The organism is Cohnella sp. (assembly GCF_041641335.1).
Classification (GTDB): Bacteria; Bacillota; Bacilli; order Paenibacillales; family Paenibacillaceae; genus Cohnella.
Genome location: NZ_JBEPYQ010000039.1, coordinates 22960 through 46016, shown reverse-complemented (window position 1 = coordinate 46016; position 23057 = coordinate 22960). Strand labels below are relative to the sequence as shown.

Sequence of the window (23057 nt, the reverse complement as noted above, 5' to 3'; positions counted from 1 at the left end):
CATCGATATGGAAAAAATGAGCATATTCAAACCAAAACGCGTTTTATCGTGGGTGCTGACTGTATGCATGACATTAGGCTTGTTTACGGGAACAGCGCCGTTCCTCCAGGCCAGCACGCCGTCAGGAACGGCTCTGGCGAACATGGTCTACCTGGCGTCCAACGCCGCTGCTGAATATGACCGTGCGGTGATTCCGGGATCTTCTCATTTCACTGCAACTTCCGGCGAGTTTCGGAACGATTCCAGACTGACCGCATGGAGCGAGAATCAGCAGGTTCTGATCGGATATGCCGGCAGCAACAGGACGCCTGTTGTCCTCAACAATGGCTCTCTGTCAGCAAACGGCTGGCAGTCGGCAGACTCTGCAATGGTGGACGCAGACGCTTCTGTTGCCAACGCCTCGGCGTTCCAAATTCAATTCAAAACCGCAGGTTACGAGAACATCAAGTTCTCCAGCTCGCAGAAATCCACGAAAAGCGGCCCCGAATCCTTCGCGCTTGCCTACAGCATAGACAACCCAGCAGGCCCGTTTACGCCTATTGCGGGCTCCAAGATAAACGCTCCCAAAGAAGCCGCCACCGATGCTTATTCCGATCTTCGTCCGGCTTACACTGATTTTCCTCTTCCGGCGGAACTGAACGACAAGGACGAAGTATATCTCAGAGTCTACCTGGTAGACAGTGCGGTAAGCGGTACCAAAAACGGCAACACTTCCATCAACGACATCGTCATCACCGGCGATGCGACAGCGGGCGGTGCAGTCAACACGGAACTGATGGGTTTAAAGGTTGAGGCGAATAACGCCGCAGCCGCTTTTGACTATGAGGTTATTCCGGGCACTTCCCATTTTACCGCTACCGGCGGGTTGTACCCGGACAATTTCAAACTGACCGCGTGGAGCGAGAATCAACAGGTTCTGATCGGATATGCCGGCAGCAACAGGACGCCTGTTGTCCTCAACAATGGCTCTCTGTCAGCAAACGGCTGGCAGTCGGCAGACTCTGCAATGGTGGACGCAGACGCTTCTGTTGCCAACGCTTCGGCGTTCCAAATTCAATTCAAAACCGCAGGTTACGAGAACATCAAGTTCTCCAGCTCGCAGAAATCCACGAAAAGCGGCCCCGAATCCTTCGCGCTTGCCTACAGCATAGGCAACCCGACTGGCCCGTTTACGCCTATTGCGGGCTCCAAGATCAACGCTCCCAAAGAAGCCGCCACCGATGCTTATTCCGATCTTCGTCCGGTTTACACTGATTTTTCTCTTCCGGCGGAACTGAACGACAAGGACGAAGTATATCTCAGAGTTTACCTGGTAGACAGTGCGATAAGTGGCACCAAAAACGGCAACACTTCCATCAACGACATCGTCATCACCGGCGATGCGATAGGCAGCGGCGGAACGCCCCTCACGGAATCCATGATCTCGGCAATAGCTGGACAAGCCTTCAAGGGCGCCCCCATTGAACCCGCAGTGATAGTAACCGACGGAGGCACGCCTCTTATTGAAGGTGAGCACTACACCCTTTCATACAGCAACAACACTAATGTGGGGACAACTGCGCAAGTTACCGTCACGGCGAAGCCGGGCGGCGGATATTCCGGTTCTGCGAGCAGAAGCTTCGCAATCACCTCGGCGCTTCCCGCTACTTACAGCACGATGCTGACCCATCTGGGCAGTTATTCGGTCGGCGATAAGCATCCGGACGGCGGCGTAGCCGAAATCGTGGCGTATAATAAGGACAACCAAAAAATGTATGTTATTAGCGGTACAATACAGGCGTTGGACATCGTATCTCTTGCCGATATTAAGGCGGGGCAGCTTAACTCCTATGCCTATGAGAAACGCGTTAATATGGCCTCGATTGGAACGGCAAACGGTTTTTCGGCCGGCGACATGACCAGCGTGTCCATCAACACGCGCCTGAAGGCAGTTGCCGTCAGCGTACAGCACCCGGATTACGACAAAAGCGGCTATATCGTATTTTTGGATTACGACGGCAACTATATCGCGCATTACGAGGCCGGAATCCAGCCTGATATGATCGGCTTCAGCCCCGACAACAATTATGCGATGACCGCCAACGAGGGTGAGCGCAGAAATTTTGGACCTGGGTCGGTCGACCCCAAGGGCTCGGTCACGATCGTCGACCTGCGCAGCGCAAACAATCCTAACGACCTTAAAAACCTTGCGACCGATAAGTTGACCACCGTTTATTTTGACAATTACGACGCTCCTGAAGCGCGGGCGCAGCTGGTGACCGACCTTGTGCTTCTGAAAGCAGGCACCGCACCCTCGGTGGATCTGGAACCGGAGTACATCGCGTTCTCCAAGGATAACTTAACGGCGTATGTTTCCCTGCAGGAAGCAAACGCGGTTGCGACATTTGATATGGCTACCAAGACGTTCACTTCGATTAAAGGCCTGGGATTTAAAGATCATAGTCAGCCCGGAAACGAGCTGGATTTCAGAAACGACGGAAGCATCAACATCAAGAAAGAACCTGTGTTCGGCGTCTATATGCCCGACGGCCTCGCCACTGTCAACATCGGCGGCGTCCAATACGTACTGACCCCCAACGAGGGAGAATCACGCAGTGACTGGGCCGGATATAAAGACATCAACGAAGGCAGTTCTATTCCCGGACTCGGGAATGTAGGCAGCGCCGAGTGGTTGATCAACTCGGAACGCGATGTATTGAAAGACAGGCCGGATGACCTCTTTACGATGGGCGGACGCTCCTTCTCTATCTGGAAGGCTTCCGACATGTCCCGTGTCTATGACAGCGGCTCCGACTTTGAGCGGATTACGGCTGAAGTTCTCCCGACCATTTTCAACGCGCACCACAGAGTTAACGGCATGGAGGCCAGAAGCCCGCGGAAAGGCCCCGAACCGGAAGATATAAAGGTTCTTCAAGTTGGTTCCAAAATTTACACGTTCATCGGCCTGGAACGTATTGGCGGGTTGATGATGTATGACATCACCAACCCGGCGGCTCCTGTATTTGTAGATTACTTTAACAACCGCAATCCTTCGAAAACGATGGATGACAATGTAAATGATCTCGGCGCCGAAGGGATCAGCGTCATCTCCGCCGAGGACAGCCCTACAGGGTGGCCGATGGTGCTGGTAGCGAATGAAGTTTCCGGTACGGTTACCGTTCTGCAGATCAACGAGGGTTATACGGGTCCTTCCGATGCTGTGTTCAACATTGAAATCGGCCAGGAGAGCCTAGGCGGAATCGGCTATAAGCGCGCTGTCAGCGTGAACACGGCTGATATCTCGAATACCGCGGGTATGTTCCTGCTCACCAAAGTTACAGAGACGGCAACTATTGGCGGGCAAGCTGTAAAAACCGTTGCGAGCAGTATCGTTTCTTTAAGAGGCGATGGCAGGGACGACATATTCGTCACGTACACCAAGCCTAATGCCGGTGTGGAAGTGTGGCTCTTGAGCGGATCTCCTGACTTGGTCGGAACCACTATAGGCAAAATCGAGGCTTATAACGGGGCGCTTAAATAATATAGCCAAGGAGGAAAATCTGAAATGAAAAAAACAATATTGCTCCTTGCGATTATATTATCGATGTGCTTTGCCGCAGTTCCTCTTTCGTTAGCGGCCGTGAATTCGCCGACGATAACGGCGAGCTACTCAAACAGCGTGATAACCTATAAGGGTACGGGATTCGCACCGGGTTCCTACATCATCAGATTGCTTGACGGCAGTTCCCTAAAAACAATAACCGACGTCACAGTGAGTTCTGGCGGCAGCTTTACGGCTACAGACAACATCACGCTAACAGGTTCAAGCTATACGGTGTACGTAAATGACAGAAACGGCGATCTGGCGGCAACCGGGACGCTGACTTATGTTCCTTCCAGTGGCGGCAGCGAGGGAGGAACGACCCCGCCCACGACCGTTCCCGACAGCGGAGGCAGGAGCCCCGCAGCTTTTCCTGTAACGGTGAACGACAGCACCGGCGAAGTTTCAGTGGTTCTGGACAAGCAAGCGATGGAAGCTCTGATCGCCGACGCGGATTCCGCAGTCTCACTCGACCTTTCTGGAATAAAAGAAGTGACGACAGCCGTATTAAGCGTGGAAGCCGTGCAAGCGTTGAGCAAGAACGGGATTGCCTTGGCAGTCAAATTTCCCGTCGGGTCGATCGCTCTCTCGCTGGAAACGCTGGCTTCCCTAGGCGCCGTGACCAAGGTCGGCGGAACCGTCACGATAAAGGCGGCAATCGTGGATAAGAAGGATCTTAAGGGGATGCAGACGGCGCAAGTCAAGGCCTACGGAACGGTAGTCAACATCGAATTGTTCGTAGGCGACAAGAAGATCGACGTTCCGATCATGGTCAGCCTTCCGTATACGCTCAAGCCCAACGAGAATCCTGTCGCCGTCCGCGCGTGGTACTTGGACGACAACGGAAATCTGACCGATTTGAACGGGGTGTATGACAGGAACACGGGCTTGATTACATTTGCCGTCAATCATCAGAGCTATTTTGTCGTAGGCTACGAACCGGTCACGCTTTGGGCAAACCCATTTAAAGACATAGCTAAAGGCGCATGGTACTATGATGCAGTGGCATACGCCAACTACTATGGTCTGTTCGCCGGTTACGGCGGCGGGATGTTCGCTCCGGAGGACAGAATGACCAGAGCGATGTTTGTAACGGTGTTATGGAAACTGGAAGGCGCCCATGCGCCAAGCGGTTCCGGAAAATTCGTCGACGTTGTTCCCGGCGCATGGTATCACGCTCCTGCGCAGTGGGCGGCTGAGAACGGCATAGTGAGCGGTGTCAGCGATGGGAAATACGCCCCCGAGCGAGCGATCACTCGTCAGGAAATGGCGCTTATGCTGATGAACTATGCGAATTTCAAAAGCTATGACCTTATCGAAAACCGTTCTCTGCCAAACTTCGTCGATGACAACCAAATCGATTCGTGGGCGGAAACGGCGGTGCGAAAACTGTCAGCGGCGGGTGTATTGAACGGCAGCAACAACGGATTTATGCCGCAGAGAGACGCAAGCCGCGCCGAGGTAGCGCAGATGTTCAAGAACTTCCTGCGGTTTGTTGTGAACTGACAGGAGCGGCCAGGAACGGCGGACGGGCGTATTCATCCGGACGGAAGCTTTATGGAATAGCGGTACCGGGCAGTCCGGCATCTCAAATGCCGGGTTGTCCGGTTTTTTTGACGATTGCGCAAGTATAAAATCCGCTATCCTTATCTGAATCGTCTCCGACAAACCGCATTCATCGTCCTGAGGACGCCGAAGGCGGTTTTGCTTGCGTCGTAAGGACGCCTGGAAGAGGTTGCGTTTGACTTCCCCGCATGTTACAACAAAGAATACGAAGTTTACGCGCAGGGAGTCGAGAAGCATGGAGAACAGTTCCTTAACCCCCCGGGGAGAGGAAGAAAAACGGCTGCTGGCCGTGCTGGAGCAGGTCGGCAGACGGATGCGCAAGGAGCTTGCCGTGCTCGGGGAGAGGCGAGGAGACGTCGTCGGCATCCGCCAGGAATTCTGGGAGGACGTGCGGATGAACTTCTCGGATTCGTCCGAAGTCGCCGAGACGTGGACCAGCATCGTGCAGCAGGCCGAAGTGCTGGCCGAGCGGGAGCGCAGTCATCGCGTCGCCTCGGAGGCGGTGGAGCGGCTGACGAAGCAGTTCGATTCGCCGTATTTCGCGCGCATCGATTTCGCCGAGCGGGGAGGGGAGACGGAGGTCGTCTACATCGGCCGCGCCTCCTTGATCGGCGAAGACGGGGAGACGTTCTACGTCTACGATTGGCGGGCACCGGTGTCCAGCCTGTTCTACGATCACGAGCCGGGGCCGGCGGCGTACCGCGTTCCGGACGGAGAGATCGAGGGCGAGCTGGAGCTGAAGCGCCAGTTCGTCATTCGCGGCGGCCTGATGAAGCATATGTTCGACACGTCGGAGACGGTCGGAGACGAGATTTTGCAGGCGGTGCTGTCCGAGGGCTCGGATACGGCGATGAAGAGCATCGTGGCGACGATCCAGAAGGAGCAGAACGGCATCATCCGCGACGAGAGGCACAAGCTGCTCGTCGTGCAGGGCGCGGCGGGAAGCGGGAAAACTTCGGCCGCCCTGCAGCGGATCGCGTATTTGCTGTACCGGTTCCGCGATTCGCTGACGCCGGATCAGATCATTTTGTTTTCCCCGAACCCGGTGTTCAAAGGCTACATCTCGCGCGTGCTTCCCGATCTGGGCGAAGCGAATATGCGCCAGATGACGTTCCGCGAGCTGATCGAAGCCCGTCTGGGACGCCGGTTCGAGGTCGAGGATCTGTTCGCCCAGACGGAAGCGCTGGACGGGCTGGACGGAACTCCGGAAGGAGATGCCCGCGAGCGGTCGGTCAAGTACAAAGGATCGGAGCATTTTTTTATTACGGTCGAAAATTACTTGAAGCGGCTGGAGAAGGAGGGCGTCCAATTCCGCACGCTGCGGTTCCGGGATATGACGATCGCGTCCGCCGAGGAGATCTCCGGGCAGTTTTACGCCGTGCGGGCGTCGGACGGCTTCGCCACGCGCGCCGCGACGGTCAAGCGCTGGCTGCTGGAGCGGCTGAAGACGTGGGTGGAATCGCAGATGGGCGAGAAATGGCTGGAGGAAGCGGCCGAACTCGTCGACCAGGAGGACATCCAGCGCGCGTACGTCGACGTTCGCCGCAGCGGCGGCTTCCATGACGAAGTGTTCGACGACGAGGAGCAGATGAGCCTGAGGCTGAAGCGTCAAGTGGCCGAGGCGGCGATCGCGCCGATCGCCAAGGCGGTGCGCTCCTATCGCTTCATCGATGCCGTCGCGACCTATGCGGTGCTGTTCGAGAGCCGCCCGGCGTTCGCCTCTTGTTCTCCGGACGGAATGCTACCTCAGGGGTGGGATTGGATGAGCCTGCGCATCGAAGAGATGATCGGGCGCAAGCGAATCGACCATGAGGACGCGACGCCGCTCATGTACTTGTCGGAAGCGTTGGAAGGCTTCCGGCGCGTCGAAGGAGACATTCAGCACGTGTTCGTCGACGAAGCGCAGGACTATTCCCCGTTCCAGGCGGCGTTCCTGCGCCGCCGCTATCCGCGCGCGCGAATGACCGTACTGGGAGATTTTAACCAGGCGATCTACGTGCAGTCTCAGGAAAGCGGAGGCTTCGGCGGCTGGACGAGGCTGATGGCGCCCGAGGTGACGTCCGTGCTTCGGCTGACGACGAGCTATCGCTCGACCGAGCAGATCGTCGACTTCACGAAAGGCATTCTGACGCCGGAGGATGCGGTCAACATTTCTCCCTTTCATCGCAGCGGAGAGCCGCCGCGCCTGATCGCCTGCGCCGACCCCGGCGAACTGGGAGACCGCGCATCGACGGATATCGGCGAACTGCTCGCAAGGGGCTATGGGACGATCGGCGTCATCACGAAGACGGCGAGCGAGGCCGCGGACGCGGCGGCACTGCTGAAGGAGCTGCTGGCGGACGACGTTCCGCTGACGCTCGTTACGGGCGGCTCGGCCGAATTGCCGAAGGGCGTGTCGGTACTGCCGGCTTATTTGGCCAAAGGAATCGAATTCGACGCCGTGCTCGTCTGGAACGCTTCCTCCAAGCGTTATGGACAGGAGAAGGACCGCAAGCTGCTTTATACGGTATGCACGAGGGCTTTGCACGTGCTGCACGTCTATTGGGAAGGCGAGGCATCGCCTTGGCTTCCCGCAAAGGGGGACGAACGATGAAAGCGGCCGCGCTTGACGCGCTCAAAACGTATTACGGCTACGACAGCTTTCGCTCCGGGCAGGAGAAGCTGATCGAAGCGATTTTGGACGGCCGGGACGTGCTCGGCATTATGCCGACCGGAGCGGGCAAATCGATCTGCTACCAAATTCCGGCCCTGCTGCTGGACGGCGTGACGATCGTCGTCTCTCCGCTCATCTCACTGATGAAGGATCAAGTAGATTCGCTGAACGCGGCGGGCATCGAGGCGACCTATATTAACAGCTCTCTCTCCGCGCGGGAGACGAGCGAGAGAATGAGAGACGTGGCGGCCGGTCACTACAAGCTGCTCTATATCGCGCCCGAGCGGCTCGAGTCTGAGCAGTTCCGCGCGATGATCCGCCGCCTCGAAGTGCCGCTGATCGCGGTGGACGAGGCCCACTGCGTCTCGCAATGGGGGCACGATTTCCGGCCTAGCTACATGACGATCGTCCGCGTGCTGCAGGATATCGAACCGCGCCCGGTCATGGCTGCGTTCACGGCAACCGCGACCGACGTCGTCAAGGACGACATCGTGGAGCGGCTGAAGCTGCGCGATCCGGCTCGGGTGACGACCGGCTACGCGCGAAGCAATCTCGCGATGTCGGTCGTCCGCGGCGCGGACAAACGGGATTTCGTAGAGAGATATATAAGAGAGCATTCGGATCAAGCGGGCATCATTTATGCCTCCACGCGCCGCGAAGTGGAGAGCGTCTATTCGTTCGTGCGCGGCCTCGGCGTTTCCGTCGGAAAATATCACGCTGGCTTAAGCGAGGAAGAGCGGGGCGAGACGCAGGAAGCTTTTCAACGGGACGACCTGCAGATCATCGTCGCCACGAACGCCTTCGGCATGGGTATCGACAAGTCCAACGTCAGGTACGTTATTCACAACAACATGCCGAAAAATCTCGAAGCCTATTACCAGGAAGCCGGGCGTGCGGGAAGGGACGGCGATCCGGGAGAGTGCGTGCTGCTGTTCTCGGCTCAGGACGTCGTGACGCAGAAGTTCTTCATCGAGCAGAGCGAGGCCGACGAGGAGCGCAAGCGCAACGATTATCGGCTGCTGAACGACATGGTTCAGTATGCGCATACGGGCGACTGCTTGCAGCAGGCGATCGTCCGCTATTTCGGCGAAGAGAACGGACAAGCCTGCGGCACGTGCGGCAACTGCACGGATACGCGGGAGAGCAAGGACGTGACCGAGGAAGCGAAGTTTATTTTCGCCTGCATCTCCGAGATGAAGCAGCGCTTCGGCGTAACGTTGACGGCAAAGGTGCTGCGCGGCGCTAATGACGCCAAGATCAAGCAATTCAACTTCGATCGTCTCCGGTCCTACGGCCGTCTGAAGCATATGGCCGAGAAGCCGCTCGTGCAGCTCATTCACGCGCTTGTGGCCGACGGCTACCTGCGCATGTCGGATACGGCCTATCCCGTCGTCCAACTGATGGAGCCGGTGCTCGCGGTCATGCGCGGAGAAGCGCAAGTCTACCAGAAGGTCGAGCCGGATACCCCTCCGGCGTCGCGCAACCGCTCGCGCGGAAGCGGAGGCGGCTCGTCCGCTCCGGTCGCGAACGCGGAGCTGTTCAATGCCTTGCGCCAACTGCGCAAAAGAATCGCCGATGCCGAAGGACTGCCGCCGTTCGTCATTTTCCACGATGCGACGCTGCGGGAGATGTGCGAGGCGATGCCGGAGACGGAACGCGAGATGCGGGGCGTGAAGGGCGTCGGAGCCGCCAAGTACGAGAAATACGGCAGGGCGTTTCTAGAGCTGATTCAAGAGCATCGGTAGCGCACGATCCATATTGAGTCGAAAAGACGGTGAATTCGGGGATGCGGAAAGACCGGATTTTTAGAGTTGCGGGGCTGGCCGTCTTGCTGTGCGCGTTTGCCGTCGCGATAGCTTGGCCGTTCGCGGGCTTGTCGAACGAAGAAGGCAAGCCGCGGGCGAAGAGCGGGACGATCGACTTGCGCGATTGGAATTTTTCCGAAGACGGAGCGGCGAGGCTGAACGGCGAATGGCGGTTCTATTGGAGCGAACTGATTGCGGGAGGCGAGCCGGGCGGACCGGCGGACTACGCCCGGGTGCCGGGGGAATGGGGATCAAACGGCAAGCCGGGACACGGATACGCGACGTATCGGCTTACCGTTCTGACCGGAGGGGATACCGGTCCGCTGGCTTTGCAAGTGCCGGCGATCGCGCCGGCCTACCGGCTCTATGCGGACGGACGGCTCATCGCGCAGGCAGGAAAGGTGGACTCGGATTTGAACGCCGCAGTGTCCGCTTATCGGCCGCAAACGGCGGCGTTCGAGCCTGAAGCCGGCGAATTCGAGCTGACGCTTCAAGTCGCGAACGCGCTCTATCCTTCCGGCGGCGTCTGGTTCAGTCTCTCCTTGGGGACGGAAAGCGGCGTAGCCGCAACGAACATGAGAAATACGATTGTCGATATGGCGGTGTTCGGAGGCTGCGCTCTTCTCGGCTTCTATCAGATCGCGGTGTTTCTGCTGCGCCGGGCGGACCGGTCGACGCTGTACTTCGGCCTCTGCTGCTTGCTGGGCGCGACCCGGCTATGGGTTGTCGGCGGCATGCACGCGATCGACGTATTTCCCGGAACGAGCATCGAAACGATCGTCCGGCTGGAGTATTTGGCCTATTACGGCGGAGTGGCGATGGCGGCGCTATTCGTGAAGGAGTTGTTCCCGCAGGAGTTCAGCTCCCGGCTCGTCCGCGCGCTTGCCGGCATCGGCGGATTGTTCGCCGCCTCGGCGCTGCTGCTTCCTGTCGGTACGTTCACGGCTTTCATTGATTACTTCAAAGTCGTCTCGCTGCTCGGCTTGGCCTATTTTATTTACGGATTCGCGCTGGCGCTGTGGAGGGGACGCAGCGGAGCCTTGCTCCAGCTGCTCGGCTGGCTGGCTTTCGTCGCCGCGGCTTTCCACGACATATTGTACAGCAACGGCGTGATCATCTGGGTAGACTGGCAGCTCGTCCCTTACGGCTTCCTGCTGCTCGTATTTATCGAGGCGCTGGAGCTGGCCAGACGGTTCACGAACGCCTATCGCGTCATCGGAACGCTGTCGGAGGAATTGATCGACCTGAACCGGATGAAGGACGAATTCCTGGCGAATACGTCCCACGAGCTGAAGACGCCGCTTCACGGCATACTCAACCTGTCCTCGGCGCTGAAGGACGGCAAGTCGGGACCTTTGAACGTCCAGCAGCGGGAGCAGCTCGAAGTCGTCGTCTCGGTCGCCCGTCGGATGTCCAATCTGATCAACGATATTTTGGACTTGTCCCGTTTGAAGCACAGGGGCATTCAGCTGCAGACGAAGGCGGTCGACGTCAGGGCCGTCATCGGCTCGCAGCAGGAAATCTTCCGCAACTATATCGGAGACAAGCCCGTCGCGCTGCGAATGGAGTGGCCCGAAGAGCTGCCGAACGCGGTTGCGGACGAAAGCCGCTTGCTCCAGATCGCCTATAATCTGATCGGCAATGCCATCAAGTTCACGCCCGAAGGGGAAGTCGTCGTCTCTGCGGCGTCCGCGGGCGGCAAAGTGGCCGTCTCCGTATCGGACACCGGAATCGGTATCCCCAAGGACAAGATCGAGGCGATCTTCCGGACGTTCGAGCAGATGGGCACGTCGGTCGCCCGTGAATACGGCGGAACCGGACTCGGTTTGGGCATCGCCCGCCGCCTGGTTGAGCTGCACGGGGGAGAGATTACGGTCGACTCCGAGCCGGGCAGGGGCTCCGTCTTCACGTTCACGCTTCCCGTCAGCCCGGTCAAGTCTCCGGAACGGTCCGAGATCCGCTCGCTGCCGGAAGCGGACGGCGCGGAGAGATACGGAATCCGCCAAAGCCGGCTGGAAGCCGCGGCGGCTCTATCGTCCGACAACGCCGCCGCGCCGAGGGAGCTCGCGATACTGGCCGTGGACGATGACCCTGTTAACCTCGTCGTGCTGAGGGCCGTATTCGCGGACGAGCCTTACGAGATCGTAACGGCTTCCGGGGGAGCGGAGGCGCTGGAGGCGCTGGCGAAGCAAAGAAGCCGGATCGGGCTGGTCATTCTAGACGTCATGATGCCGGGCATGTCCGGGTACGAGACTTGCCGGAGAATTCGCGAGCAGCATGCGCTGTCGGATTTGCCGGTTCTGCTCACCACGGTGAGAAGCGAGCCCGAGGACGTCATGCACGGCTTCGAGGCCGGAGCGAACGATTACGTGACCAAGCCGTTTCATGCGTACGATTTAAGAGCCCGTGCCCGTACTTTGCTGGAGATGAAGCGTTCGGCGGAGGAAGCGGTCCGTTCGGAGATGGCCTTCCTGCAGGCGCAGATCAAACCGCATTTTTTGTTTAACGCTCTGAATACGATCATATCCCTTTCGCTCGAAGAACCGGGTACCGCCCATGATTTGCTGCTGTATCTTAGCCGGTATTTGCGCGGCAGCTTTGATTTCAGAAACAAGGAACGGCTCGTTCCGCTTCGGAAGGAATTGGACCTGGCGGAGGCCTATCTGAAAATCGAAAGGGCCAGGTTCGGAGACCGGCTGCGCGTACGCTTCGAGGCCGACGGCAGCGCGGATTGCCTGCTACCGCCTCTGACGATCCAGCCTTTGGTGGAAAACGCGGTGCGACACGGCGTAACGAAGAAGGAGGATGGAGGCGTCGTGACGGTGTCCGTCCTTTCGCAAGGCGGCGCCGCCGTCATTATCGTCGCGGACGACGGCCCGGGAATGTCTCTGCCGGCCCAGGCGCTCCTCTCGAATGAACGCGAGGAAGCGGGAGGCGTGGGACTGCGTAACATCCACCAGCGCCTGCTTCGGCAATTCGGACAGGGACTCGATGTGGACAGCGCGCCCGGACAAGGAACGCGGGTGACGATAACGGTGCCTGCGGCAAACGCCAACGATGGCGAATAATGAAGCACGGGAGAGAAGAGAGGTTTCCTCGAAAGGGAGGCCGTCTCTTCTCTTTTTTTGCATCTGACCAACCTTTTTTGGCGAAAACCTGACAGGAAGCGCTTTCTTTTCAGTCTGAAAGCAGAGTGTCGCTATAATCTGAGAGAAGAAAAGTTTTCCGAAACGAGGACGACCCGGAATCGGCGGACAAGGCGACTCGGTTTAGAAGCCGTCGCGTTTTATGCTGTCTCGAATTCATGATCCGTCTAAATTCGCTGAAAGCGAGGAAAAACCCATGAAAGTATTTCTGGTGTCCTGTCAAACGGTGTACGCGCTGTGCCTGCTGCCCTGGTTTACAATCTGGGGACTTACGCTGATGGGCTTCGCCAACGGCATCAACTGGTTTAGTCTGGCGATTACCGGTTTCGTAACTCTGTACCCGATCATGGTTATCGTCTGCTCGATCTTCGCCTGGCAATTCAGGACCAAGCGACGGCGCGCGGCCATTATCCTCAACTTGATTCCGATGCTGTGGATCCTGCTGGTCGGATATCAGTTATTGAGTTAGCGATACCAGTTCAAATAACGGAGGACGATGATGAGTAAAATTTGGAGAAAAATAAGGATGACCCTACTCGCTCTCGCCATCGCGACAGGCAGCATTCCGGGAATGCTTGCGACAACGGAACACCGCGCGCATGCCGCCGTAGAAAGCTGGAAGACGATTGGCCATGCCGGGATATCGGAAGGCATTGCCATTTATACCTCGTTGTTCGTAGACAATGGCACTCCGTATGTCGCTTACACGGATTATGGGCACGGGTATAAGGCCAAAGTGAAGAAATTTAACGGCACAGAATGGGAAATGCTGGGCAGTTCCGGCCCTTCAATCAAAGAAGGCTTTTTCACCTCGTTGGCCGTATACGGCGGCAATCCTTATGTCGCCTTTGCCGATGATGAGGTCGGCTATAAGGCGACGGTCAGAATGTACAACGGAAGCAGTTGGGAGACGGTGGGAAACGCCGGATTTTCGGCAGGGAGCGCCGAATACCTGTCGCTTTATATGGATCATGGGACTCTTTATGTCGCCTATGAGGATTTTGCCAATTCCTACAAAGCTACGGTGATGAAATTCAACGGAAGCAGCTGGGAAACGGTAGGGAGCGCCGGCTTTTCGGCCGGGCGGGTATACGACACCTCGCTTCACGTCAATAACGGAATTCCTTATGTCGCATATCGGGATGCGGCGAACGGTTTCGGGATCACGGTGATGAAGTTCGACGGAAGCGGCTGGCAGCCTGTAGGCGAAGCCGGATTTACGCCATATTCGGCCGAGTATCCCTCTTTGTATGTCGACAATGGAGTTCCTTATATCGCTTATAAGGATAACTATCATGATTTTAAGGCGACCGTGTCGAAGTATAACGGAAGCGTCTGGGAGACGGTGGGGAATGCCGGATTTTCGGCAGGCCAGGCTAAGAACACCTCGTTGAAGGTGAGTAACGGCATCCCTTATGTCGCCTATGTCGATGACGGGAACGGCGGCAGGGTCACGGTCATGAGATTTAACGGGAGCGGCTGGGAGGCGGCAGGGAACGCCGGAATAGGCGCAAATCCCAACCTAGGCAATTCTTACGAATACACCTCGTTATTTATCGATAACGGCACGCCTTACGTCGCCTTTAAGGATGGGGCAAATTCCAACAGGATGACGGTTATGAAAATGGCAACGGGGTATAAGGTCGTCTATCACGGGAACGGTCATACGGGCGGCAGCGTGCCGGTTGACGGAAGCGTCTACGATTCCGGCAGCGTCGCAGAGGTGCGGGGGAACGTCGGGGGGCTGGTCAGAACAGGCCACGTGTTCGGAGGATGGAATACGGCTCAGAACGGAAGCGGGACAAGCTACTCTGCGGGCTATCCGGTAACGGTTGGCGCGGCCGACGTGACGCTTTACGCGCAATGGATTCCCATCCCGTATTCGGTCGATTACGCAGGCAACGGTCATACGGGAGGGAGCGTTCCTCCCGGGGGCAGCGCGGTATACGGCGCCACCGTGATGGTCCAAGGGAATACGGGCGGCTTGGTTAGAACCGGTCATTCGTTCACAGGTTGGAACACGGCTGCTAACGGCTCCGGGGCGAATTACGCGGCAGGGGACGCGTACACGATGGGAGCGGGAAGCGTTACGTTCTTTGCAAAATGGGCGGCGGACAACTACCCGGTCGCATACGACGGCAACGGCCATACAGGCGGCGAAGTTCCAGCGGGCGGCAGCCGCGATTACGGAACAGTGGTCGCGGTGTCCGGCAATAGCGGGGGGTTAGTCAAGACGGGGCATACGTTCGCGGGGTGGAATACGAAGGCGGACGGAACCGGCACAAGTTATAACGAAGCGAATACGTTCACGATGGGAACGGAAGGGGTAACGTTGTACGCCCAATGGAGCGTTAACGATTACGAGGTTTCGTACGACGGCAACGGCAGCGACGGCGGAACCGTCCCGGCCGGAGGCGCGTTCCCGTACGGTACGAACGTGACGGTGAACGGCAATACGGGCAGCCTCTTCAAGACGGGGCATACGTTCGCGGGGTGGAATACGAAGGCGGACGGGAGCGGTGCGGGGTACGCCGCACAGAACGTTTTTCCTCTCGGTGCGGAAGACGTGACGCTGTACGCGCAATGGACGGCGAACAGCTATGCGGTTAGCTTTGAGAGCAACGGCGGCTCGGAGGTGGACGATCAGATCGTGGTATACGGCCATCCTGCTGCCGTACCCGTCGAACCGACCAAAGCGGGCCATACGTTCAGGGGCTGGCATTCCGATGAAAGCTTGCAGACGCCATATGCGTTCGAAACGCCGATCGGCGCGGAGGACCTTACGTTGTACGCGAAATGGACGATCAACAGCTACCTGGCGAGCTTCGAGAGCAACGGCGGATCATTGGTGACGGAACAGTCCGTCGTCTTCGGTCAGATCGTCCCCGAACCGGCCGAACCGGTGAAGCCGGGCCATACGTTCGCGGGCTGGTACTCCGACGAGAGCATGCAAACGCCGTACGCGTTCGGGACGCCGATCGGCGCAGGCGACCTGACGCTGTACGCCAAATGGGACATCAACAGCTATACGCTGGCCTACGACGGCAACGGCAGCACCGGCGGCAGCGTGCCGGCCGCTGGCGTCTACGATTACAACGAACAGGTTACGCTGCCGGGCAACGAAGGCGGATTGACGAAGCCGGGGCATACGTTTGCCGACTGGAACACGGCGGCGGACGGAAGCGGAACGGTCTATGCCGCCGGCGATTCGCTGACCATTGGGACGGAAGGCGTGACGCTCTACGCGCAGTGGACGGTCAACAGCTATTCGATTTCCTATGACGGCAACGGCAGCACGGCGGGGAGCGTCCCTGCCGGAGGCGTCTACGATTATGGCACAGGCATTCTCGTGCCGGATAACACAGGCGGGTTGGATAAACCGGGCTATACGTTCGCGGGCTGGAACGCGGCGGCGGACGGAAGCGGAACCGCTTATCGGCCGGGCGAAACGTTCCCGATGGGCGACGGCGCGCTGACGTTGTATGCGCAGTGGCTAAGCAACAACGCGCTGCTTTCTCTTCTGTCGGTAGATTCGTCCGTTCAGGTACCGGCGTTCTCGCCGTCGATTCTGAATTACGAAGTCCGCTTGGACTATGCGACGACCGGCATCGGCCTTTCGTTCTCCCAGGCCGATCCGACCCAGTCCGTCTCCGTCACGGGAGCCGTCTATCAATCGGTCGCCGGTGCGGTCTACCGCTATCAAGCTTCCGATCTTCCGACAGGCTCTAATCCGATCCGCATAGGGGTGACCGCGCAGGACGGTACGGTTAACGCGTACATCGTCAACGTGATCCGCGAGGCCGGCAACGTTGCCGATTTAAGCGGACTGGCTTTGTCCGCCGGAGCGCTCTCTCCGGCCTTCGTTCCGGGAACGACGGCTTATTCGGCCAATGTGCCGAACGGCGTATCGAGCCTTGCCGTTACCGCTGACGCCTCCGATCCGTTGGCTTTGATTACCGTCAACGGACACCCCGTGTCGAGCGGACAACCCGGCGCGGAAATTCCGCTGACGGTCGGTTCGAATCCGATCACCGTCGAAGTAACGGCGCAGGACGGAACGAAGAAGACCTACGTCGTCACCGTTTACCGGGCGTCAAGCGGCGGAAGCGGAGGAGGTCCGGCGTTGCCGCCGGCCGGCGACGCCGTTTCCGATAACGGTCATATCACGATCCCGGCTCGCCGGGAGGGCGAAGTGAGCTTGAACGGCGCGATAACGATTACGGTTCCGTCGGGCGCCTCGGAACAGGAGCTGAAAATCGCCATTACCGAGAAGCAAGGAGCGCGTCTGCCATCCGGCAGCGTGCCGCTCGGCCCGGTGCTATGGATCGCGAGCGATCCGGCCGCGGCTTTGCTTAAGCCGGCTACGCTCTCGATCTCCTTCGATCCGGCCAAGCTGAAGGTCGGTCAAGAAGCCGCGGCATTCGTCTACGATGAAGCGACAGATGCATGGACGGAGCTTAAGGGCGGGAAAGTGACCGGCAGCCGGATCTCCGTCGAGGTTCTGCGATTGCTGCCGGTCGCCGTCTTGGCGGTCGATCGAGGCGGCGAGCCGAACCCGGTCACGAAGCCCGTTCCGCCGTTCAGCGATATCGCGGGACACTGGGCGGAGGCGAAGATCAGGACGGCGGTTGCCGCGGGCATCGCCGCAGGCTACGCGGACGGAACGTTTAAGCCGAATCGCACGGTCACCCGCGCCGAATTCGCCGTGCTTCTGACCCAAGCGCTGAAGCTGCAGGGCACGGAGGATGCGCCGCCGGAGTTTTCCGATTCCGAGAAAATCGGGGCATGGGCGCGGCAGTCGGTCGTACTGGCGGCGCAAGCGGGCATTTTGAAGGGGTACAAGGACGGCACCTTCCGTCCGAATGCTGAGATTACGCGGGCGGAGATGGCCGCCATGATCGCAAGCGCGATGGGCGAGACGCTCGAACCGTTGGCCGCGACCCGTTTTGCGGACGACAAGCAGATTCCGCAATGGGCGAAAGCCGCCGTTAACGCCGTGCAGGGCGCGGGGCTGATCCAGGGGAAAGGCTCCGGCGTCTTCGATGCGCAGGGCAAGACGACCCGCGCGGAGGCGGTCGCGGTTCTGCTGAATCTATTGGAATGGCAGCGATAGAGTCGAACCTGTCCGGGAAGGAGGGCGAATGGATGTTTTTCAAAACCATTATCCGATCGGTTCGCACTTCTCCCGGCTTGTTTTTGCTGATCGCAGCAGGGGCGCTCTTCGAGCTTGCCTCCCACTATTTGTTCTCGGTTAGCTACAAATACTTGATCGATCTCGCGCTGATTCCTCGCGATGCCTCCATGCTGAGCATCATTATCGGTTCGCTGCTGGCGCTGGGGATTTGCAGCATGATCGCGGGAGTTGCCTCCGATTATGCCAAGGCGAAGCTGAGCAGCAAGCTCGTGTTCGACTATCGGATCAAGCTGTTCAAACAGATGCAAATGCAGTCGCACCGTTTCTATGCACGGTTCCGGGGCGGCGATCTGATGGCGCGATATACGGAAGACGTTCCCAACATTCAGGCCGCGGTGCAGTTGACGGTCTCCTCCGGCCTGATCTCCATTCTGAGCGTTCCGCTCGGAATCGCAATTTTATGGACGCTGGAGTGGAGATTGACTCTGATCGCCGTTGTCGGTTCCGCGCTCGTATTTCTGCCTTATCGTCTGCTTAAATCCCGCTCCCGGGAGCTTAACGGAGCCTACACCGGGCAATTGGACAGATTTATGGAAGCGATTGACGAGAACATCAAGAGCTACCAGGTTATTCGCGGATTCGATCTGAGGTCCGAGATGCGGACGCGGGTCGAGGATCTCCTTCGGATCATGCTGTCGATCGGCGTGAAAAGAAGCTTCGTCAACGCGAATTTGAACCGGCTGCCTAATCTTGGCGTCGCGGTGCTGACGACGACGATTTTTGCCGTTGGGAGCTATTTCGCTTCGAACGGCGCGTTGTCGATTGGCAGCTTCATCACGTTTAATTCCGTTTTTATCACGGTTGGACAATCGCTGTTCGGCGTAGCTGCGCTGCTGCCCCATATTTTGACGGCAAGAACGAGCCTCCGGCGCTACCAGGAGGTGCTGGACTGGCAACCCGACGTGAAGGAGAACGGAACCCGCGAGCTTCCGGCAATCAGCCGGGAACTTGAATTCCGAAAAGTCTCGTTCGAGTACGTCCCCGGGCAGAAGGTGCTTAGGCATTTGAATTTGACCCTTCCAGCGACCGGCTATACGTCTATCGTAGGAGCCAGCGGATCGGGCAAAAGCACCGTGCTGCAATTGTTGCTCCGGTTCGAGGATCCGTCGGAAGGAGCCGTGCTCTATGACGGACATGATATTCGGGAGTTCGCTTACGGTTCGCTGCTCCGGCAGGTCGGCGTCGTTTTCCAGGATTCGATATTGCTCGGCGGCACGATACGAGACAACATCCGCATGGGCAAGCCGGACGCAGAGGATCGCGAGGTGGAGGAGGCTGCGCGCGCGGCCGGCATTCATGAAGAAGTGATTTGCTTTGCCGATGGATACGATACGGTGATCCTCAATCAGGGGAGCAATCTGTCCGGAGGACAGCGGCAACGGATCGCGCTTGCGCGCGCGCTCGTACGGAACCCGAGGGTGCTTTTCCTGGACGAGGCGACATCGGCGCTCGACCCCGAGACGGAACGGGCCGTCTACGAAACCGTGCGATCTCTGGCCAAAGACAGGGCAGTCGTATCGGTGACGCACCGGCTCGCGCATGCGGCCCTGTCCGACAGGATTATCGTCCTGGACGGAGGCAGGATGGCGGAGTCCGGCTCCCATGAGGAATTGAGGGCGCGGGGAGGACTCTATCGCCGAATGTGGGACAAGCAACAAGGCTTCATTCTTTTCGGAAAAGGGGACAGCGCCCGGGTAGAAACCGATCGGCTTGCCCTGCTCCCGTTCTTAGAGGGGCTGGAGCCGTCCACGCTTCGAGAGATCGCCGGATTATTCGTCGCGGAGAGATTCGAAGCGGGCGAGCGCGCAGTCGCGCAAGGAGAGAAGGGCGATAAATTTTATCTGATCGCTCGCGGGAAAGTAGAGGTCGTTGCAGAGACGGGTACGGGGGAACACGGACGGCTTGCCGTTCTCGAAGACGGAGACCACTTCGGCGAGATCGCGCTGCTTCGCAACGTTCCGCGGACGGCAAGCGTCATTGCTCTAACGCCCAGCCTATGCCTGGCGTTGTCGCGACCCGATTTCGATGCGATAACTTCCCGTTATCCGTCTATTCGCCGTTCCTTGGAAGCGTCGCTGAAACTACGAAACGAGAGGAGCGCTGCCCAATGATCCGATGGTCGGTCGCGGCGAACGAAAGGGATAAGGAACTGGGCGCGAGGCTGCTATGCAGGAACGCAGAGGAGCTTGGGGTTCCCTACAGCTGGGTTACCGTCATGTCCTCGTTGATCTATCCGATGGAGGATAACGGCTTTATGATCGGCCGCGACGACAGCGGCCGCGTTGTGGCGGCATTGGCCTATACGCTCGGGACGATGGAGGACAGCTACGCGGATCGTTCGAGAGTCGAGGTGCACCTGTTATTTTTCGAGCGGAGGTTAAGGCGTGGCAGGCCGCTGCTTCAGGCGATGAGTATGGCTGCCGAACACTGGCTGGAGCTGGCGGCAGGCGTCCGTGAGGTCGTCTTCTTTGCGCCTGTCGCCAAGGAGAGCAGGAGGCTATACGGCAAATTCGCGCAATGGCAGTATATGTCGGAGCAGCCTTGCGGTCAACTGGATTTCTACGCGACGACACCGGAGCGCGTGCTGGAATTTACCGAACGTTTTCGAACTTAGAGCTGACACGCAAGGCCAAAACGCCATCGGCATCCTTGTGGCCGAAATGGCCGGCGTTGCCGCCGGCCATTCGGAATACGGATGCAGATAGTCCAATTACGTTTTGGCATCGTCGCGCTCGACAGTCGCAGCCATTGGCGCATTGCATGCAGGTGCACCCATTCTAATACACCTCCTTATAATGGATTAAATAGTAATATAATGCATCGATGACGGATATGCAAGATAGAAATTTAGTGGTTATGCAAGATAGAAATTGATGGCATAGAGACGGGGGCGTTCGAAATGGTGAAATTCGAAATCTGTTCCGGCAAACCGGAATGGTCCCGATTTACGGATTTTTATCTGGAGCATCGGGAGCGCATTATTCCGGGATATCCGGTGATCAACGCGCTTATGGACGTCAAAAGCTATGCCTTGCACGGAAGGGGAGCGATTTTGACGGATGACGCGGGGCAAGTAATCGGCATCGGAGGCTTCGTGCTCGGCCTGTCGGAAGAGAAGTACAGCCATAAAGAAATCGCCGTTCTGGCCAACGCTTATTTTTTGGAAGAGTTTCAGGGCAACCGGACCTTCGTGAGAGGCCTGCAGGTGCTGGCGGAGCAAATCCGGGACGCAGGGCCGGAGGTCAAGGAGGTCCGGCTGCCGACTGCGGCCGGCAATGCATATACGAACCGGCTCTACGGGAAAATCGCCAAGCGATTCCGCAGTTACGATACCCCTTACGGCCCATTTCATGAGTACTCGACAAGCTATGACTCTTTCGTCAGCTTTTGCGGCCGATTCGACAGGCAGACGCATGGAAAGAACCACCGATAGGGAAAAGCTCGGGCGTCTTCGATTCGCTCGGCAGAGCGACCCGTGGGGAAGACGTCTCGAGTTCTTATGGATCTATTGGATTGGCGGCAGCGGGAATGATAGAATCGAATCGGAGATAGCTTGGCTGGAAGGAGGTTCGACATGATCAGGGTAATCGCGGTCGACGACGAGCTGCCCGCGCTCAGAAGAGCGGGAAAGCTGCTGGAGACGTTCGAGGGCGTGAGGGTAGACGGACTGTTCGACAAGGCCCAGGCGTTTCTGGAGCATGCGTTGACGGCGCCCGAGCCGATCGATCTCGTGCTGCTGGACATGGAGATGCCCGGCATTCACGGGCTGGAGCTGGCGCGACGGCTTCGCGAAATCCGTCCCGAGGTTCAGATCGCCTTCCTGACCGCCTACGAGGAATACGCCCGGGAAGCTTTCCAGGTCGAGGCGCTCGATTATTTGCTGAAACCGATCATGCCCGAGGACCTCGAGCGCACGCTCGGCCGGGCCGCCAGGCGCGGTGAGCGGACCGGATCGGCCCGGGAGACGGTTTCCCGCAAAGGAGTGTCCGTTCGCAGCTTCGGCCCTTTCAGCGTCGAAGACGAGAACGGCCAGCCCATTCGTTTCCGCAACTCCAAGGGCCGGGAACTGCTCGCGCTGCTGCACGCGTACCGAGGCCGACCCGTCGGCAAAGCCCAACTGACGGACGGGTTATGGTTCGGCCGCGACGCGGAGAAGACGCAGGCGAATCTTCATACGACCGTCTACCAGCTGCGCAAGGATCTCGAATCGTGCGGGCTGGAGAATGCGATCGAACAGTCGAAGACGGCCGGCGGCAGCTACGCTTTGCGCTGGGACGTGGCGTTCGACGACGTGATCGCTTACGAGGAAGAGCTTCGGCGATTTCGCGAGACCGGTTCGCTGACGCCGCTCATGCGCGCGGTGCAGCTCTACGGGGAAGGTTATCTCGCAGGAAGCGGATACGAATGGGCCGCCCCGCGCCAAGCGGAGCTTGAGCTCGAATTCGTCGGGCTGCTCGAAGCGATGGTCGACGCCTACGTCGGACAAGGGCGTTACGAGATCGCCCTGAATCCGCTGCAGAGATGGTCGCAGCTGCTGCCTCTGAGCGGCAGGCTCCATGCGAAGATGATCGCCCTCCTGCTCCTGATGAATCGGGATAAGGACGCTCTTGCCTATCACGAGCTCGCTCTGGAGCTGATGGAGGGGGAAGATGAAGCGTCCGAACTGGATTACGAATCGATTCAGGCGAATCCCGCCGCGATGTTCTGAACTTATCGACGTACAACGCCCCCGCGTTTGAGCGGAGGCGTTTCTTATGCTCCGCTCGACATTCCCCTTTTTCCGAAAGTAAAAATATTATCAAATCGGTCAGAATCCTTGCTTATTCGGGTGCATTCGATGGCCAACACGGCAACCGTTCGCGCGTCCTGCCACCTTCACTTGAACCCGAGCTATTTCAGCCGGCTGTTCAAGAAGTAGACGGGAGAAAACTTCATCGAATTCGTCAATCGCTCGAAAACGGAAAAGGCGAAGGAACTGCTGGGGGGGAGGAGCGGGCAAAACGGTAGAAGAAGCGGCTCTGGCTCTCGGATATGACAACAAGAGCTATTTCATCAAGCTGTTCAAGCAGCATTTCGGGCTTCCGCCCGGACGGTTCCTGTAAGCCGGAGCCTC

Annotated in this window: 12 protein-coding genes; all 12 read left to right on the top strand. The window is 58.3% G+C overall.

All coding sequences use genetic code 11. The features are described from left to right. Nucleotides 1-7: 7 nt before the first annotated feature. The 12 genes from ACESLM_RS14615 to ACESLM_RS14560 all read left to right on the top strand — a co-directional run bounded on the left by ACESLM_RS14615 (nt 8) and on the right by ACESLM_RS14560 (nt 23046). Nucleotides 8-3520, top strand: a complete 3513-nt coding sequence (locus ACESLM_RS14615) for a choice-of-anchor I family protein (RefSeq protein ID WP_372632309.1) — start codon at nt 8-10, stop codon at nt 3518-3520. 24 nt (nt 3521-3544) lie between these two features. Then, complete coding sequence (locus tag ACESLM_RS14610) at nt 3545-5086, top strand: S-layer homology domain-containing protein (protein ID WP_372632308.1); 1542 nt, start codon at nt 3545-3547, stop codon at nt 5084-5086. A 295-nt stretch (nt 5087-5381) separates the two neighbouring features. After that, the gene (helD, locus tag ACESLM_RS14605) at nt 5382-7739 is read left to right on the top strand and encodes an RNA polymerase recycling motor HelD (RefSeq protein ID WP_372632307.1); all 2358 of its coding nucleotides are present in this window, start codon (nt 5382-5384) and stop codon (nt 7737-7739) included. Beyond that, nucleotides 7736-9544 (top strand): DNA helicase RecQ, encoded by a 1809-nt coding sequence (gene recQ, locus ACESLM_RS14600; protein ID WP_372632306.1) that lies wholly within the window; start codon nt 7736-7738, stop codon nt 9542-9544. The genes helD and recQ overlap by 4 nt, the downstream gene beginning before the upstream one ends. 41 nt (nt 9545-9585) lie before the next feature. Beyond that, a complete protein-coding gene (locus tag ACESLM_RS14595; RefSeq protein WP_372632305.1) occupies nt 9586-12672 on the top strand; it encodes an ATP-binding protein in 3087 nt (1028 codons plus the stop codon). Between the two features lie 274 nt (nt 12673-12946). Then, complete coding sequence (locus tag ACESLM_RS14590) at nt 12947-13219, top strand: hypothetical protein (protein WP_372632304.1); 273 nt, start codon at nt 12947-12949, stop codon at nt 13217-13219. A gap of 57 nt (nt 13220-13276) precedes the next feature. Next, nucleotides 13277-17863 (top strand): InlB B-repeat-containing protein, encoded by a 4587-nt coding sequence (locus ACESLM_RS14585; RefSeq protein ID WP_372632303.1) that lies wholly within the window; start codon nt 13277-13279, stop codon nt 17861-17863. Nucleotides 17864-17895: 32 nt separating this feature from the next. Continuing rightward, nucleotides 17896-20055 (top strand): ATP-binding cassette domain-containing protein, encoded by a 2160-nt coding sequence (locus ACESLM_RS14580; RefSeq protein ID WP_372632302.1) that lies wholly within the window; start codon nt 17896-17898, stop codon nt 20053-20055. Continuing rightward, nucleotides 20052-20558, top strand: coding sequence for a hypothetical protein (locus tag ACESLM_RS14575; protein WP_372632301.1), 507 nt, complete (start codon nt 20052-20054; stop codon nt 20556-20558). The genes ACESLM_RS14580 and ACESLM_RS14575 overlap by 4 nt, the downstream gene beginning before the upstream one ends. A 285-nt stretch (nt 20559-20843) precedes the next feature. After that, the gene (locus tag ACESLM_RS14570) at nt 20844-21377 is read left to right on the top strand and encodes a hypothetical protein (RefSeq protein ID WP_372632300.1); all 534 of its coding nucleotides are present in this window, start codon (nt 20844-20846) and stop codon (nt 21375-21377) included. A 141-nt stretch (nt 21378-21518) separates the two neighbouring features. Further along, nucleotides 21519-22652 (top strand): response regulator, encoded by a 1134-nt coding sequence (locus tag ACESLM_RS14565; protein ID WP_372632299.1) that lies wholly within the window; start codon nt 21519-21521, stop codon nt 22650-22652. Nucleotides 22653-22836: 184 nt separating this feature from the next. After that, complete coding sequence (locus ACESLM_RS14560; protein WP_372632320.1) at nt 22837-23046, top strand: helix-turn-helix domain-containing protein; 210 nt, start codon at nt 22837-22839, stop codon at nt 23044-23046. The last annotated feature ends 11 nt before the right edge of the window (nt 23047-23057 follow it).

Excerpts from the sequence above, each read along its gene's own strand:
- ACESLM_RS14580 (WP_372632302.1), top strand. The coding sequence starts at position 17,896 with ATGTTTTTCAAAACCATTATCCGATCGGTTCGCACTTCTCCCGGCTTG.
- ACESLM_RS14595 (WP_372632305.1), top strand. The coding sequence starts at position 9,586 with ATGCGGAAAGACCGGATTTTTAGAGTTGCGGGGCTGGCCGTCTTGCTG.
- recQ (WP_372632306.1), top strand. The coding sequence starts at position 7,736 with ATGAAAGCGGCCGCGCTTGACGCGCTCAAAACGTATTACGGCTACGAC.
- ACESLM_RS14575 (WP_372632301.1), top strand. The coding sequence starts at position 20,052 with ATGATCCGATGGTCGGTCGCGGCGAACGAAAGGGATAAGGAACTGGGC.
- ACESLM_RS14610 (WP_372632308.1), top strand. The coding sequence starts at position 3,545 with ATGAAAAAAACAATATTGCTCCTTGCGATTATATTATCGATGTGCTTT.
- ACESLM_RS14565 (WP_372632299.1), top strand. The coding sequence starts at position 21,519 with ATGATCAGGGTAATCGCGGTCGACGACGAGCTGCCCGCGCTCAGAAGA.
- helD (WP_372632307.1), top strand. The coding sequence starts at position 5,382 with ATGGAGAACAGTTCCTTAACCCCCCGGGGAGAGGAAGAAAAACGGCTG.
- ACESLM_RS14585 (WP_372632303.1), top strand. The coding sequence starts at position 13,277 with ATGACCCTACTCGCTCTCGCCATCGCGACAGGCAGCATTCCGGGAATG.
- ACESLM_RS14570 (WP_372632300.1), top strand. The coding sequence starts at position 20,844 with ATGGTGAAATTCGAAATCTGTTCCGGCAAACCGGAATGGTCCCGATTT.
- ACESLM_RS14590 (WP_372632304.1), top strand. The coding sequence starts at position 12,947 with ATGAAAGTATTTCTGGTGTCCTGTCAAACGGTGTACGCGCTGTGCCTG.
- ACESLM_RS14615 (WP_372632309.1), top strand. The coding sequence starts at position 8 with ATGGAAAAAATGAGCATATTCAAACCAAAACGCGTTTTATCGTGGGTG.